General features: G+C 72.7%; 13 protein-coding genes. 9 read left to right on the forward strand and 4 right to left on the reverse strand.

Translation table 11 applies throughout. The features are described from left to right. Window positions 1-90: 90 nt before the first annotated feature. From ABEA82_RS01560 to ABEA82_RS01590, 7 genes are all read left to right on the forward strand, one after another. Window positions 91-702 (forward strand): toxin-antitoxin system, toxin component family protein, encoded by a 612-nt coding sequence (locus ABEA82_RS01560; RefSeq protein ID WP_345659492.1) that lies wholly within the window; start codon window positions 91-93, stop codon window positions 700-702. Then, a complete protein-coding gene (locus ABEA82_RS01565) occupies window positions 699-1,928 on the forward strand; it encodes a DUF6545 domain-containing protein (RefSeq protein WP_345659493.1) in 1,230 nt (409 codons plus the stop codon). Before ABEA82_RS01560 ends, ABEA82_RS01565 begins: the two co-directional genes overlap by 4 nt. Before the next feature lie 879 nt (window positions 1,929-2,807). After that, window positions 2,808-3,398, forward strand: coding sequence for an XRE family transcriptional regulator (locus ABEA82_RS01570; protein WP_345659494.1), 591 nt, complete (start codon window positions 2,808-2,810; stop codon window positions 3,396-3,398). A 132-nt stretch (window positions 3,399-3,530) separates the two neighbouring features. Further along, window positions 3,531-4,031 (forward strand): toxin, encoded by a 501-nt coding sequence (locus ABEA82_RS01575; protein WP_345659495.1) that lies wholly within the window; start codon window positions 3,531-3,533, stop codon window positions 4,029-4,031. Beyond that, complete coding sequence (locus ABEA82_RS01580; protein ID WP_345659496.1) at window positions 4,028-5,227, forward strand: MAB_1171c family putative transporter; 1,200 nt, start codon at window positions 4,028-4,030, stop codon at window positions 5,225-5,227. Before ABEA82_RS01575 ends, ABEA82_RS01580 begins: the two co-directional genes overlap by 4 nt. Then, window positions 5,224-6,381 carry an MAB_1171c family putative transporter gene (locus ABEA82_RS01585; RefSeq protein ID WP_345659497.1) on the forward strand — a complete coding sequence of 386 codons (1,158 nt, stop codon included), beginning with the start codon at window positions 5,224-5,226 and terminating at the stop codon, window positions 6,379-6,381. Before ABEA82_RS01580 ends, ABEA82_RS01585 begins: the two co-directional genes overlap by 4 nt. Window positions 6,382-6,582: 201 nt before the next feature. Beyond that, window positions 6,583-7,983, forward strand: a complete 1,401-nt coding sequence (locus tag ABEA82_RS01590; protein ID WP_345659498.1) for an NAD(P)/FAD-dependent oxidoreductase — start codon at window positions 6,583-6,585, stop codon at window positions 7,981-7,983. 106 nt (window positions 7,984-8,089) lie between these two features. Here the strand turns inward: ABEA82_RS01590 and ABEA82_RS01595 are convergent, their stop codons facing one another. Then, a complete protein-coding gene (locus ABEA82_RS01595) occupies window positions 8,090-8,947 on the reverse strand; it encodes an SMP-30/gluconolactonase/LRE family protein (protein ID WP_345659499.1) in 858 nt (285 codons plus the stop codon). After that, entirely contained in the window at window positions 8,944-9,717 is a 774-nt protein-coding gene (locus tag ABEA82_RS01600; protein ID WP_345659500.1) for an IclR family transcriptional regulator, read from the reverse strand. The genes ABEA82_RS01595 and ABEA82_RS01600 overlap by 4 nt, the downstream gene beginning before the upstream one ends. 222 nt (window positions 9,718-9,939) lie before the next feature. Here ABEA82_RS01600 and ABEA82_RS01605 point away from each other — a divergent pair, with 222 nt between their 5' ends. After that, window positions 9,940-11,973 carry a TerD family protein gene (locus tag ABEA82_RS01605; protein ID WP_345660098.1) on the forward strand — a complete coding sequence of 678 codons (2,034 nt, stop codon included), beginning with the start codon at window positions 9,940-9,942 and terminating at the stop codon, window positions 11,971-11,973. Between the two features lie 43 nt (window positions 11,974-12,016). On the opposite strand, the gene ABEA82_RS01610 is transcribed toward ABEA82_RS01605, so the two are convergent. After that, complete coding sequence (locus ABEA82_RS01610) at window positions 12,017-13,261, reverse strand: PucR-like N-terminal domain-containing protein (RefSeq protein ID WP_345659501.1); 1,245 nt, start codon at window positions 13,259-13,261, stop codon at window positions 12,017-12,019. 3 nt (window positions 13,262-13,264) lie between these two features. After that, complete coding sequence (locus ABEA82_RS01615; RefSeq protein ID WP_167545784.1) at window positions 13,265-13,417, reverse strand: hypothetical protein; 153 nt, start codon at window positions 13,415-13,417, stop codon at window positions 13,265-13,267. A gap of 215 nt (window positions 13,418-13,632) precedes the next feature. Here ABEA82_RS01615 and pgfA point away from each other — a divergent pair, with 215 nt between their 5' ends. Beyond that, window positions 13,633-14,628: a cell envelope lipid trafficking protein PgfA gene (gene pgfA, locus ABEA82_RS01620; protein ID WP_345659502.1), complete on the forward strand. Its 996-nt coding sequence runs from the start codon at window positions 13,633-13,635 to the stop codon at window positions 14,626-14,628. The last annotated feature ends 59 nt before the right edge of the window (window positions 14,629-14,687 follow it).

Raw genomic sequence — 14,687 nt, forward strand, 5'->3', positions numbered from 1 at the left:
GGGCACCTGAATCGCCTGACGCGAACAGTTTCGGGCGCGTAGTCTCGGACCCGCTGCCAAGCCGTCGGCCGGTGGTGAGAAGGGGGAGCGATGGACATCGCGGGCGCGCGGAGCAGAGCCGCCCGAGTCGCCGCCGCGTTTCGGCGTTCACGCAGCGGTTCCGCCATGCGCGGCCTGGCCGCCGGGCTCGCCGCCGCGGTCCGGGCGAGAGGGCAGGTCCCGGCCGACGTGCCGGCGCTGTGCCGGCTGCTGTGCGAGGAGATGAGCGCGCGGCGCGGCGGGCGCCGGGTCGAACTGCGCTTTGAACGCTTCCCCGACGAGATCGAGGTGACCGGGCTGTGGGTCGAGTTCCAGGACTTCGACCTCGTGATCGTCGAGGAGCGGGCCGAGGCGGTGCAGCAACTGGTCATCCTCGGGCATGAGCTGTGGCATCTGCACGCGGGGCACGGCCACCACCACGCGGTGGGGACGGCGGCGGCCCACGCGTTCGCCGACCGGCCGGGGTGGGAGGACGTCGCGCTGGCGGTGGCCGCGCGCCACGGATCCCGGGAGCGGGACGAGGCCGAGGCGGACGAGTTCGGACATCGGCTGGCGGCGGTCTGCCGTCCGCTGCTGCCGGGCGTGCGCGGTCCGGACGTCCCCCTCGCTCCGGTGCAGCGGTCGCTGGGCTACCGGGGGCCGCGAGGAGGTGCGGCACCGTGACGACGGTGGCACTCACCCCGGTCGAGTTCGTCAACCAGTTCTATCCGAACTTCTGGTGGATCCCCGCCGGGATCCTGGCCGCGGCCCTGGCCATCAAGCTGCCCAGCATCATCCGGCTGTGGAAGGACCCGATGCTGCGCGCGGTCGGCGGGTTGCTGCTGCTGGCCTGCGCGGTGTTCGTGTTCGTGGCGCCTTCGACGATCGCCCGGGTCAACCGGCTGACGGGCGTGGCGAACTTCTCGGGGCCCTGGGTCTACTCGCTGCTCACCGCGTTCTGTGCCTCCTGTCTGCTGCTCATCATCACCTGGCGCAACGGGCTGTCCGACCGCTCGGACCGCACGCGGCGCGCCATGCGTGGGGTCGTGGCGGTCTACTCGTGCGTGATCGTCGCGATGTGGGTGCTGTTCGCTCTCGCGGACGTACCGGTGGAGCGGCTGCGGGACCTGGACACGTACTACGCCAACACCCCGTACATGCGCGAGATGATCGTGCTGTACCTGCTCGCGCACACCGTGGCCGCGCTGGTCACCAACGGGCTGATCTGGAACTGGATCCGCACCGACGGGCTGGACTCCCTGCTGCGCTGGGGGCTGAAGTTCCTCGGCGCGGGCTACGCGTCACAGTTGTTCTTCGACGCCGCCAAACTCACCGCCGTGGCGGCCCGTTGGTCCGGGCGGGACCTGGACTGGCTCAGCACTGCGGTGGCGCCGCCGCTCGCCTGTCTGTCCGCCGTGCTGATCGCGGTGGGCTTCATCCTTCCGCACGCCGGGCAGTACCTGCACGGCCGGCTGCACGTCCGGCTGGCTCACCACGAGCTGCGGCCGCTGTACCTGCTCATGAAGACGGTCAACGGCGGCGGCGTCCCCTTCCTGCTGCGCGCCACGCCGGAGCTGCGGCTGGTCCGCCGGGAGACGTTCATCCGCGACGTCCTGCTCCCGCTCGCCCGGTTCGTCGACGAGGACCGGCGCGCACGGTTCCACGACGCCGCCGTCGCCCTCGGGCATCCACCGGACCGGGCGAAGACACTCGCCGCGACGGCGGCGATCCTGGACGCGATCGACTCCAGGACCCGGACGCCGGAGGACGACGGCGCCGGCGCCCGCGACACCACGGAGTTGCTGCGCGAGATCGGAGCCGTGTCCCGCGCCCTGCGCCACCCGGAGGACCTCCGCGCCATCCGCACCCACACGGAACCCCACCCTGGCGGCCACTCCCTCACGGGATGACCGCACGTTCCCTGTCGCGGTCGACGTCACCCACCGACGCGGGCACCCCGGCCCGACATCGCGCCACACGGGCCGAACCGGGACGCGCCACGCGGGAGGTCGGCGTGGCGGGTGCGGGGCACCGAGGTCGGCGTGGCGGGTGCGGGGCACCGAGGTCGGCGTGGCGGGTGCGGGGCACCGAGGTCGGCGTGGCGGGTGCGGGGCGCCGAGGTGGGCGTGGTGGGTGCGGGGCACCGGGCGGGGCCGTGCGGCAGGGCCCGCCGGACACCGCCAAACCGCCCGGCAACCGGGCATCGCACGCCAGCGCCTCGCCGTCGCGGGCCCCGCGCCGCAGGGGCGACGCGCGCCGCGCGGGCGGCCCGCGCCGATGCTTGCCGTGCCGCACGGAACCGGCCCGGGCCACACCGATGTCTCCCACGGGAGCCCCGAACGCCCTGGGCCGGCCGAGGCGGGGCTTGTGCGACGCGAACCCCGGGGAGCGGGGACGGGCGAAGGGGCCGCCGGAGACCGCCCGGCAGCCCACGGGAGTCCCGGGCGCTGCTCCCCCGTCGGCAGCGCCCAGGACGCCCTGGGCCGGCCGAGGCGGCCTCGTGTGACGCGAAACGGCAGTGCTCGCGTCCCCCCGTGGAGGGTGGCCTCGGCCTCGTACGGCCGCGAGAAGAGGCGGGTGCGCGGCCGGACGTTCGTGAGCCGCGGACCGCTGAAGCGGAATGCAGCTCTCAGTGACGCGATCATTGCCCGCAGCGACAGCACCTGTCAACTATTGCTGCGTAAAACAGCAGCTTTTGCTGCCCTGTTGCTGGCCGCCGACCGGCCGACCCGATACTCTCCCTCCGTCACGGATCGGCGGCCGCGCCCAGGGAGAACAGGGAGAACTCGGTGAGAGACGCCCACGCTTCCCTGGCCGAACTGCGTGCGCGCCTGGAGGAACTGACCGGCCGGCCGGGCCGGCTGTCCGAAGTGCTCGATGTGGCCGCGCTGTCGTACCGCACCGGCATTCCCGCCGAGACCGTCACCGCCCTCCTGGAGGGCCGGCGCCTGCCCGAGACGAGCCTCGGCGACCGGGTCCGGCAGCGGCTCGACTTCGTGCGCGAGACCCGCCGCCGCCCCGACGGCAAGCGGTACTCACTGGACGAGCTGGCCAGGATCGCCGGCACGAGCAGACAGTGGCTGAGCGAGTGGCGCCGCAGCGGACTGCCCAGCCTGGAGCACGCCGACCGGCTCCGCCGCCACTTCGACCTGCCCGCCGGTTTCTTCACCGAGGACGAGGCGGAGGCCCTGCACGGCGCGCTCCAGCCGGTGCTCAAGGAACTGGAGGCGAAGGCGGACCCGTTGGCCCCGCTGCGCACCCCCGGCTTCTACCGGCTGGCCAGACGCGCCCCGCACATGTCGCCGCGCAAACTCCAGGCCCTGGCCGAGTGGGCCGAGATGATCACGGAGCGGAACCCGGTGGACGAGGACGGCCTCTGAGCATCTGACACCCGCGCGCCGCCGTTCGGTTTCGGCCATCCCTGGTGGACCGGCGCCGCGGGAGGTGGCTGAAGCGGCGCGGGAGTTGGCATATTGCACAGCGTCGAACGTCCAGCAGCCACGGGGAGAACCGTGCGAACGAACAGGGAGATGCGTCGCCTCGCTGACGCCCTCATCGGCCCCGTCCGCGTACCCGTACCCGCTGACCCCGAGGTCCTGTTCCGCGCGGTCGTCGACTCGGCCGTCCAGTGGCGCGGACGCCCGATCGTCGTCCACCGCGAGATCTTCCCGCCGCACACCGCGAGCGGGCTGTGGCTGGAGCGCGAGACCCATGACGACGTCATCGTCGACAAGCGGGCCGCCGTGTGGCACCAGATCGTGATCTTCTGCCACGAGGTGTGGCACATGCACCAGCTGCGGGAGAGCACGGCCGGCCGCCGGGCCGCCGCCCGCTCCGACTTCACCCTCGCCGACGAACAGGAGGCCGACCGCTTCGGCATGCTGATGGGCCGTCGGCTGCGTACCTGGCTGGACGCCTCCTCGGACTCCGTGTACGCCACCGGCGAGGGCGCCGACCAGGACATCGCCGGCCGCATCGGAGCCGCGCTCAACTACCGCGGGACCAGGAGATGAGCGGTCTGATCGGCTACGCCAGCTGCGCGGTGCTCTGGCTCGGCCTGGTGGTGAAGGCCCCGGACCTGCTCCGGCACCGGCGCGATCCCTATCTGCGGGCCATCTGCGCGGTGCTGGGCCTGGCCGGCCTGTGCTTCTTCCTCGGCTCGCCGCCCACGATCGGCGCCGTCAACCGCCTCAGCGGCATCCCCAACCTGGCGGCGCCGCTGACGTACGCGGCGATCACCGCGTACAGCGCCGCCTCCCAGATCCTGGTCGCCCTGTGGCGGGGCGGGCCGGGCGCGCACCGCACCGCGCGGTGCTGGGTGGTCGCCTACTGCGGTGTGGTCCTGGGCATCGCGACGCTGTTCGCGCTGGGCGAGGCTCCGGTGGAGCGCCGCACCGACCTGGACACGTACTACGCGGACACGCCGTATCTGCGCGAGATGATCGTGCTGTACCTGACCGGGCACCTCACCGCCATCACCGTCACCGCCGTCTCGGCGCTGCGCTGGGCCCGGGAGGTGCGCGGCTGGCTGCGCGCGGGACTCGTCACGCTGGGCGTGGGCGCCGTGTGCGCCGCCGGGTTCAGCGTGACCAAGCTCGTCGCCGTGGCCGCCCGCTGGTCCGGCCGCGACTGGTCGCTGCTCGGCTCCGAGATCGCCATGTCGGTGGCCGGCCTGGGCGCCCTGCTGACGGCGGCGGGCGTCCTGATCCCGCTGGCCGGCCCCCGGCTGGCCGAGTGGCGGCGGGCCTGGCGGACGTACGTACGTCTCGCGCCCCTGGAGCGCGAGCTGGACGACGTCCTCGCCCGCCGTGCCCTGCGCCTGCCGCGCCCCCGCTGGTCCTCCCCCGCCACCCGGCTGGTCTGGCGCCGGACGAGCATCCACAACGCGCTCAGCCATCTGGACGCCTACGCCGACCGGGAGTTGTACGACGAGACGCTCGCGGCCGCGCTGCGGACGACGGGCGACGCGGAGCGGGCCACGGCGACGGCCTGGGCGGCGGTGATCGCGGCTGCGGCCCGGGGCACGGCGGCGCTCCCCGCCCCGGCCCGGCGGGCCGCGCAGGCCCGTGAGTCGGAGTGGTTCCAGGAGCGGGCGCCCGGTCCGGACGCGCTGGTGCGCATCGCGGACGCGCTGGCGACCTCTCCGCTCGTCCGCAGGGCCGCCGCCGGGGCGCGGGCGCTGGCGACCGAACGGAGCTCCCCGGTATGAGTCTCGTCGTCTATCTGGCGGCCGGGGTGCTGGCCCTGTCCGCCGCGGTGCTGTTCCGGCGACCGCGTACGACCGCCGGGAAGCCGTCGGCCCCGCACAACCCGCTGACCGCGTCCACCTGTGCGGCGATCGTGCTCGGGGCGGTGGTGTTCCTCTGTTCGGCGCCGATGACGCTGGCCGCCGTCAACGGCCTCACCGGCATCCCGAACTTCGGCGCCCCGCTGACCTACGGCCTGCTCTCCGCGTACAGCTGCTCGCTGCTGATCCTGCTGATCAACTGGCGGGGCGGGCCGCGGGACCGGGTACGCGGGCTGGTCCTGCGCAGCATCGCGGCGTACGTCCCGCTGATCGTGGCGATCGTGCTGCTGTTCTCGCTGGCGGACGCGCGGGTGGAGCGGCTGACCGACCTCGACACGTACTACGCGAACACCCCGGGTATGCGCGAGATGATCGTGCTGTACCTGCTGGGGCACAGCGCGGCCACCGTGGCGATGTCCGTGGTGTGCGTGCGGTGGGGGCGTGAGGTCACGGGCCTGCTCAGGACCGGGCTGCGGCTGATCTTCGTGGGGGCGGTGCTGGACCTGGTGGGGTTCCAGCTGGCCAAGTACACGGCCGTGGTGGCGCGTTGGACGGGCCACGACCTGGACTTCCTCTCGACCAGGGTGGCCCCGCCCATGGCCGCGCTGGCGGCGCTGATCTGTTCGGCCGGCTTCGTGCTGCCGAGGCTGCTGCCGGCGGCCGTCGGGCACTGGCGGGGGCTGCGCGACTACCGCAGGCTGGACCCGCTGTGGCACCGGGTCGGGTTCGTGTCGACGGCGCCCAAGCCGCCCGTGTCCTGGTGGCAGTTGCCCGGGGAGCGTCTGCACTGGCGCGAAGTCGCCATCCATGACGCCCTGTTGGCACTGGCTCCGTACTTCGACGACCGGGTGCGCGAGCGGGCGCTGTCGGCCGCCCTGTGCGACGGCCACTCCGCGCACCAGGCGCGGGTCACCTCGGAGGCGGCCATGCTCGCCGCCGCGGCGCACCGGGCGGCCGCGCGGGAGGAGCCGCTGCGGACGCCGAGCACCTACCGTCTGCACGCCATGGAAGGGTCCGGCGCGCGCGGGCTGGTGGAACTGGCGCAGGCGCTGCGCGTACCGCGACAGGGGTCATGAGACTGCTTGCACCGGGGGGTTGTCGCCGCGGTACGTGAAGGTACGGTGAGAGCCTTCCGGGGCCGAGCCCTGGGGCCCGTGTGGCTCGATGCCGGTGCTGACGGACGGTCCCGTGCGGTCCCGGGCGGTGCGGCCGTGGCCGAAAGTCGAGGAATGCCTTCATGGCGGGGGAAGCCTTCATGGCTGAGTGCGAGGAGTCGCATGTCGCGTAGAGCTGTCGTCATCGGTGCGGGGCTGGCCGGCATGCTGGCCGCGGCGGCCCTGTCCGCCGTCGCGGACGAGGTGGTCGTGCTCGACCGCGACGATCTGCCCGAGGGGCCCGAGCACCGCAAGGGCCTCCCGCAGGGACGTCACGCGCACCTCCTCATGGCCGGCGGCCTGGCCTCGATGGAGGAGCTGGTGCCGGGGGTGAGCATGCGCAAGCATCTGCTCGCCGCCGGGGCGCACGAGATACCGCTCGGCTCGGGCATGGTCGCCCTCACGCCCGAGGGCTGGTTGCGGCGCTGGCGTCATCCCGGTCCGCGGATGCTGACGTGCACGCGGGCGCTGCTCGACTGGGCGGTGCGGTCGGCGGTGCTGGACAACACGCGGGTGGTGATCCGCAAGGCGCAGGTGCGGGAACTGACCGGGTCCCGGCAGCGGGTCACCGGGGTGCGTCTGTCGACCGCCGCCGGGGACGAGGAACTGGCCGCCGACTTCGTGGTGGACGCCAGTGGGCGTGGCTCACGGATCGTCACATGGCTGGCGGGGCTGGGCATCGACGGTGTGCGCGAGAAGACGGTGGACGCCGGTCTGGTGAACGCCACCCGCCTGTACCGCACTCCCGAGGGCGCCGAGCGCTTCCCGCTGACCATGGTGCAGGCGGATCCGTACCAGGGCCGGCCCGGCCGCAGCGGCATGGTGCTGCCCATCGAGGGCGACCGCTGGATGGTGAGCCTCGCCGGCACCCGCGGCGGCGGTGAGCCACCCTCCGACCCGGAGGCCTTCCTCCAGTACACCCTGGACCTGCCGGATCCCGTCGTGGGCCGCCTGATCTCCGGTGCGCAGCCGCTCACCGACGTCCACGTCAGCCGCAGCACCAGCAACCACCGGCGGTTCCTGGAGAGGGTCCGCCCCTGGCCCGAACGCCTCGTCGTCCTCGGCGACGCGCTGGCCACCTTCAACCCGGCGTACGGGCAGGGCATGTCGGTGGCCGCGCTGGGCGTCCGGGAGCTGGACCGCGAGCTGCGGCGGGCGGGCCTCGACGGGCCCGGGCTGGCCAGGCGCGTGCAGCGGCGGGCCGCGAGGCCGGTGCAGGCGGCGTGGACGATGGCGGTGAGCCAGGACGTCTGGTTCCCCGGGACGCGCGGGGGATCGCCCGGGGCGGCCGACCGTCTGGTCACCGCCTACACGCGCCGCATGATCCGCACGGCGACCGGCTCGTACACGGCGGCGTCGGCGCTGTGGGACGTGATGAGCATGACGACGGGGCCGACGCGGCTGCTGCGCCCCTCGACGGTGCTGGCGACGCTGAGCGGGCCGCCGTTGCCGGCGGCGGTGGGGGCGCCGCTGACGGAGGAGGAGGCGGGGATTCTGCGCGGTCTGGACCGCACGGGAGGCTGAACCGCACGGGGACGGTGAACCGCACGGGACGCTGAGGCGGGGGCACGCCGGTGCTCGCGCCCGCCCCCGTCCTCGCGTGCTGTCGCCGTGGCGCCCCTCAGCCTCCTCAGCCGGCGAACGCGGGCTGGGCCAGGCCCTTGCCCGCACCGGGCACGACCAGCAGCGAACCCGAGAGCGGAGGCGGTGACGCCAGGCCGACGCGGGCCGTCGTGATGTAGAGGTCGGTCAGGTCGGGGCCGGCGAAGGCGCAGGCCGTCACGCGGGGCACCGGGAACGGGATGACCCGGTCCAGCTCGCCGTCCGGCGTGTAACGGCGTACCGCCGCGCCCTCCCAGAGGGCCACCCACACACAGCCCTCGGCGTCGACGGTGAGACCGTCGGGGAATCCGGCGCCGTCCTCGATCTCGGCGAGGGTCCGCCGCCCCGACACCTGTCCGTCCGCGAAGTCGAAGACGTCGATGCGGCGGGTGGGCGAGTCGATGTAGTACATCAGCCGGCCGTCCGGGCTCCAGCCCGTGCCGTTGCTCACCGCCACATCGTCGAGGATCACCGCGACCGAGCCGTCCCCGCTGATCCGGGACAGGGTGCCGCCGCCCGGTGCCTCGTCGTAGCGCATGGTGCCGGCCCAGAGCGTGCCGTCGGGGGCGACGGCGGCGTCGTTGGCGCGGCGGCCGGGGACGGGCTCGTGGTGCAGCCACCGGAAACCGCCGTCGAGGTCGCCGTCGAGGAGGCCGATCCCGTCGCGCAGGTTCAGCACCAGTCCGCCGCCGGCGCGGGGCTTGACCGCGCCCACGTGCTGTTCGGTGCGGCGGACCGTGCGCCGTCCGGTGGCCGGGTCGTAGGTGTGCACGCGGGAGCCGAGGATGTCGATCCAGAGGAGCCGGCCGGTGGCCGCGTCCCAGGTGGGTCCCTCGCCGAGCTCGGCCTCGGCCCGTACGGCGACCTCGTACGACGTCGTCGTCATGCCACGCTCCGGTGGCCGAGGTGCTCGGACAGCTCGGCGGCGCCCTTCGCGGCGAGCTGCTCCAGCTCGGCGAGGCGCTCCTCGCTCCAGCGGATCATCGGCACGGAGATGGACAGGGCGGCGACGACCTGCCCGGTGCGGTCGCGGACCGGAGCGGCCACGCAGCTCACGTCCGGGTTGGACTCGCGGCTCTCCACGGCGACGCCCCGCTGCCGGATCTCCGCCAGGGCCTCGCGCAGGGCGCCCGGGTCGGTGATGCTGTTGGGGGTCATCGCGACCAGCTCGGCGCCGTCGGGGATCCGCGCGGCGAGCTCCTGCTCGGGAAGGGAGGCCAGCAGCATCTTGCCGACGGAGGTGCAGTGGGCGGGCAGCCTGCGCCCGGCCGCCGACACCATCCGCACGGCGTGCGTGGAGTCGACCTTGGCGATGTAGATGACGTCCGTGTCCTCCAGGATCGCCACGTGCACCGTCTCGTCGCAGGTCTCGGCGACCGACCGGGCGACCTGCTGCCCCTCGGCGGCGAGGTCGAGCTGCTCGGCGTAGCGGGCACCGAGCTGGTACGGGCGTACGCCGAGCCGGTAGCGTCCCGGCTGGCCGGGCACCGGGACGATGTACTTCCGGGCGGCGAGCGTGGTCACCAGCTCGTGCACGGTCGTGCGCGGCAGCTGGAGCTTGCGCACGATGTCGGGGGCGGACAGCGTCCCGTCCCCGTCGAGAAAGAGCTCGAGAATGTCGAGAGCCCGGGTCACGGCTGGCACGAGACGTCCCACGACCGGCCCCCTCCCTATGTGTCTCAGGCGCCTGTGTTCGAGATATCAACAGGCGATCGGCATGACGAACACAGGCTAGCCATAGAGGTTTGCCCGGGCAATGGGCGGGTGCACGGCGCACGTAATTGCACGAGCACACCACGGACACGTTGCGTGCGCATTACAGTGCCCTGCGTGCGACACGTCACATGTGTCGCAAGGTGGGGGGTATCTGTGCACGACATGACCAAGGGCTCGAACGTGTCTTTGACGGCCCTGAGCGAAAACGTCGGTTCCGTGATCGTCGGTCTGGGCTGGTCCAGTCCCACGGGCGAGGGTGACGCCGACGTGTCCGTCCTGCTGCTGGACGCGGGCGGCAAGGTACGCAGCGACGCGGACTTCTGCTTCTACAACAACCCGATGGTCGCCGACGGCAGCGTGCAGCTCCTCGGCAAGGAGCCGACGGCCGACGGCAGCGAGGACCGGATCAGCTTCGACCTGACCGTGGTCCCGGCCGACGTGGAGCGGATGGTCGTGGCCGCCAGCCGCTACGAGGGGGCCCACTTCGGAGAGCTCGACGACCTCAAGGTGACGTTGGCCGACGCGGTGGGCGAGAGCATTCTCCGGTTCGTCATCGAGGACGCGGGTCCGGTCAGCGCGATCATCTTCGGTGAGCTGTACCGGCGGGGCGATGAGTGGAAGTTCCGAGCCGTCGGCCAGGGCTACGACACCGGTCTGGCGGGCCTGGCGACGGACTTCGGTGTCGACATCGAGGACGACGAGGCGGAGGATGCCGCCACGGTGACCGCGGAGGAACCCGCCGCTGACCCCGCCGCCGTCACCGAACTCGAGGCCGCGCCGCCCCAGGCGGTACTGGAGGCGGTACCGGCACCGCGCCCGCCGGTTGAGCAGGAAACCGCGCCCAGGCAGCGGACGGTCCGGCCCCGCACCGCGAAGAAGAAGGTCACGCTCCCCAAGGCGCCCGCGAAGAGCCTGGCGGAGAACGAGTCCTGGAAGCAGGCCCGGCTCTTCCCCGTCTCGGCACTCAAGAGCGACCGGGACCGGGAGATGCGCGCCACTTCCGTGCTGTTGTCGGTGATGGCCCAGGTGCCACGGTTCGGCCGGCGCATCACCGCTCCTTTCGGCGCGCCGTCCGGCCGCATGGAGACGTTCACCGAGGTCTCCCTGCCGCACGGCGACACACCCCGGCGTCCTGACGGAGTCATCCGGGTGGAGCGCGCGGGCAAGCTGTGGACGGCACTCGTCGAAACCAAGACCAACGGCAACGCCCTCAGGTCCGACCAGGTCCAGGCCTACATGGACATCGCGGCCCGGCGCGGCTACGAGGCCGTCATCACGCTGTCGAACGATGTCGCGCTCGAGGGGAGCCCGCTGGTCGACGTCAAGATCGACCGGCGCCGCAAGCACCAGGTGGCGCTGTGGCACCTGTCCTGGGCCGAAGTGGCGCATCAGGCGCAGATGCTGATCCGACATGAGGGCGTCGGCAACGTGGCACGGACCTGGCTGCTCCAGGACCTGCTGTACTACCTCCAGCACGACAACTCCGGTTGCCACGGCTTCCAGAACATGGGTTCGGCCTGGGTGCCGGTCCGCAACGGAATCAATGACGAGACCCTGTGTCAGGGCGATCCGCGCGCCCTGGAAGTCGTCGAGAGCTGGGAGCGGCTCATCCGCCAGGTGTGCCTCCGGCTCGGCGGTGAACTGGGGCAGAAGGTGCTGCCCGCCCAGCGCGCCCGGCGCGGCACCGATCCGGGGGCCCGCCGGGCTCGCCTCGCCGACCAGCTGTGCCTCGAGGGCAGGCTCCAGGCGGAGCTGCGCGTCGAGGGCGCACCCGGCCTGCTCAGCGTCAGCGCCGACCTGCGCACCGCCAAGCTGCGTACCTCCGTGGAGATCCCGGCCCCCGAGCAGGGTTATCCGCTGACCTGGGCCAAACGCCTGATCCGGCGGCTGGCCGAAGCACCCGCGGACCTGCACGTGGAGACTCTGGTGGAGGGCGAAACGGGCGGCCCGCGGGGCACCTTGGAGCGACTGCGTCCCGAACCGGCGGACCTGCTCCCGAAGGACAGCGGCACCCGGATCACGGGATTCCGCCTGTCCCTCTTCAAGGGCATGGGCAGCGGTCGGGGAAACGCCGAGTCGGGCTTCATCCGCAGCGTGGACGACGCTGTGCACCGCTTCTACACCTCGGTGGTGGTCCACCTGGACGGTCCGGTGTCCGGGCGGGCGGCAACGAAGGAACGAGTCGCCGTGGGGTGAAGCGGACGCCCCGCACGGGTGGCGGTGAGTGGGGTCGCTCCGCTCACCGTCGTCCTCGCATCGCCCCCAGCTCCCCCCGCAGCCGCTGCGCCCGCAGTACCAGTTCCAGTTCGAAGCGGCGGTCGGGGTCGTCGATCTCGTCGCCCCAGAGTTCGCGGATCTGGCGGAGGCGGTAGCGGACCGTCTGGGGGTGGACGCCCAGGCGGGTGGCGACCTCGGGGGCTCCGCCGCGGGTTTCCAGCCAGGCCAGGAGGGTCTCGGCGAGGCGGCGGCCGTGGGTGGGGCCGCAGTGGGTCAGGGGGGCCAGGCAGCGCAGGGCCAGGTCGTCGATCAGCTCCTCGGGCTGGAGGAGGACCAGGGCCTCGGTGTGCTCGGTGCAGTGGAGGACCTCGCCCGAGGGGAGCAGGTCGCGTTCCATGAGGCGTACCGCGGCCTCGGCCCAGCGCAGGGACTTCGCCGCGTCGATGAGCGGGACGGGCGGGCCGATCGCGCCGGACCAGCCGGCCAGGGCGCGGTGCAGGAGCTCGGGGCGGCCCTTGGCGTCCGGCTCGGGCACCACCATGCGGGGCTGCTCGTACTCCATGTCGAGCAGGACGCCCTGCCCGACCGCTGGGGCCATGGCCTCCCGGGCGGGGCGGAGCAGGACGCCGACCGCGACCTTGGACGGCAGGGGCCAGCCGATCCGGGCGGCCCGTTCGGTCAGGGCCTCGGAGGGGTCGCCACGGTGGTGCTCGGCCAGGAGGAGTTCCATCAGGCGGCGCTGGAGGCGCAGGCGTTCCCCGGCCTGGCGGGCCGCTGCCTCGGCGTAGCCGCGTACGGACTGGTCGACCAGGCCGTCCAGGTACTCGTAGCCCGCGTCGACGAGTTCGTACATCGCCGGGGGCGGGATCTCCACGCGCTGGCCGATGTCGGCGAGCCGGCGCCAGGCCAGGCGTACGCCCATGCGGTAGATGGCCTGGAGGGAGTCGAGCGAGCGGCCGTTCAGGCCCTCGCCGCGGCCGAAGTCCTGGAAGACGCCGGGGGGTACGGTGGGCCGCCCCTCCGAGTGCTCCAGGTGCTGGACGAAGACCTCGATGGCCCGGCGGATGCCGACGAGGGCCATCGGCTCGCCGGAGTCGTCGACGACGAACGGCAGATGGGGGTACTCGCGCTGGATCTCGCCGAGGATCTCCTCGGCGAGCGCGGGTGCCTCGGCCATGGCGATCGCGGCGAACCGGCGCACCTGGAAGCGCGGTACGTCGTGCCAGGCCGAGCGTGTGGTGACGGTTCCGGTGCGGGCGGCCGTCATCCGTCAACTCCCCTGCCCGGTCCGCTCGTACGTGATCAGGGGCGTGTTCGGCTGCTCGGGCGTGGCTTCGAGCAGTGCGACGACGCCCAGCGCGGCACCCACGGCGAGGGCGGCGGCGAGCGCGACGGTCAGCGTGGCAGCGAGCAGTCTCGACATCGCAGGGTCAGCCTCTCTGTCCGGATCCGTCCGGAGATCGTCCGGAGGTCGTCCCCACCCCGGCACCCCGTCCCTGCCTGTCGCGCCCAGTGTCGACAAGCATTGACACCCCGTCAAGAGCCGCCTACGGTTCCCGGCCCAGCCGCACGAGCGGGCTCCACCGCCGTGCCGGCCTTCTCGTACGTCGAGCCGTCCCAAGCCACTGGAGTGCCCGGATGCGCCGTACAACCTCTCCGTTTTCCCTGGTCCTGCTGGGTCTCGGCACGTTCCTGCTGGTGCTGGCGCCCCTGCTCGCCTGGTACGTGGAACCGCGTGCCGCGGTGAACCCGATCGACATCGACACGACCGCCGTCTACACCGGCAGGGGCAGCGTCTTCGACACTGACCGGATCAAGACCGTGCCCGACCGGAAGATCACCGTGACCCAGCGGGTGCGGGGCGACGTGGAGGACAGCGAACGCAGCGGCAAGGCCGTCTGGGACGTGACGACCACGGTCGACACCGACAAGTCGCTGCCGGCCGCCGATCCGCACGACGCGCTGGAGTTCGTGCCCCACCGCTGGGTGATGGACCGCAAGACCACCCGGCCGGCGCACTGCTGCGGGGAGAAGCCGTACATCGAGGGCGAGGCCTATCTGAAGTTCCCCTTCGACGTGCGCAAACGCTCCTACCAGTGGTGGGACAACTCCCTCGGCGACACCATCGTGCTGCACTACCGGGGCACCGAGAAGGTCCAGGGGTACACGGGCTACCGGTTCACCGGCTCCGTGCCGCCGACCAGGACCGGCACACGGATGGTGCCGGGCAGCATCGTCGACCAGCCGAAGCGGCCGCAGGTGCTGGCCGAGGAGTGGTACTCCAACCACGGTTTCGAGCTGGTCGTCGACCAGGCCACCGGCCGGGTGCTGTACGCGCAGACCGGGCCGAGGCGCACCCTGCGGGCGCCGGGCGGCAAGAAGGACGCGGCGGTGCTGCTGGACAGCCGGAAGATCTCCTTCACGACTGAGACGCAGAAGGAAGCGGTGCGGCAGGCGAAGCGGGAGAGCGGTCAACTGCGGCTGCTCGGCACGACGTTGCCGATCGGGGCCGCGGCGGCGGGTCTGGTGCTCGCGGTGGTGGGTGGCCTTCTGGTGGCCCGTGGGCGGAAGGAGCCGGAGCAGCCCGCTCCGTCCGAAACACCCGATACGCCCCAGCCCACCCTCACGATGTGACACAACGTCAGCTCCAACAAAGCCCGAAATTGTCACGCCGGTGAGTAGCCGTGGAGTTG

It is taken from the genome of Streptomyces venetus (assembly GCF_039540295.1).
Classification (GTDB): domain Bacteria; phylum Actinomycetota; class Actinomycetes; order Streptomycetales; family Streptomycetaceae; genus Streptomyces; species Streptomyces venetus.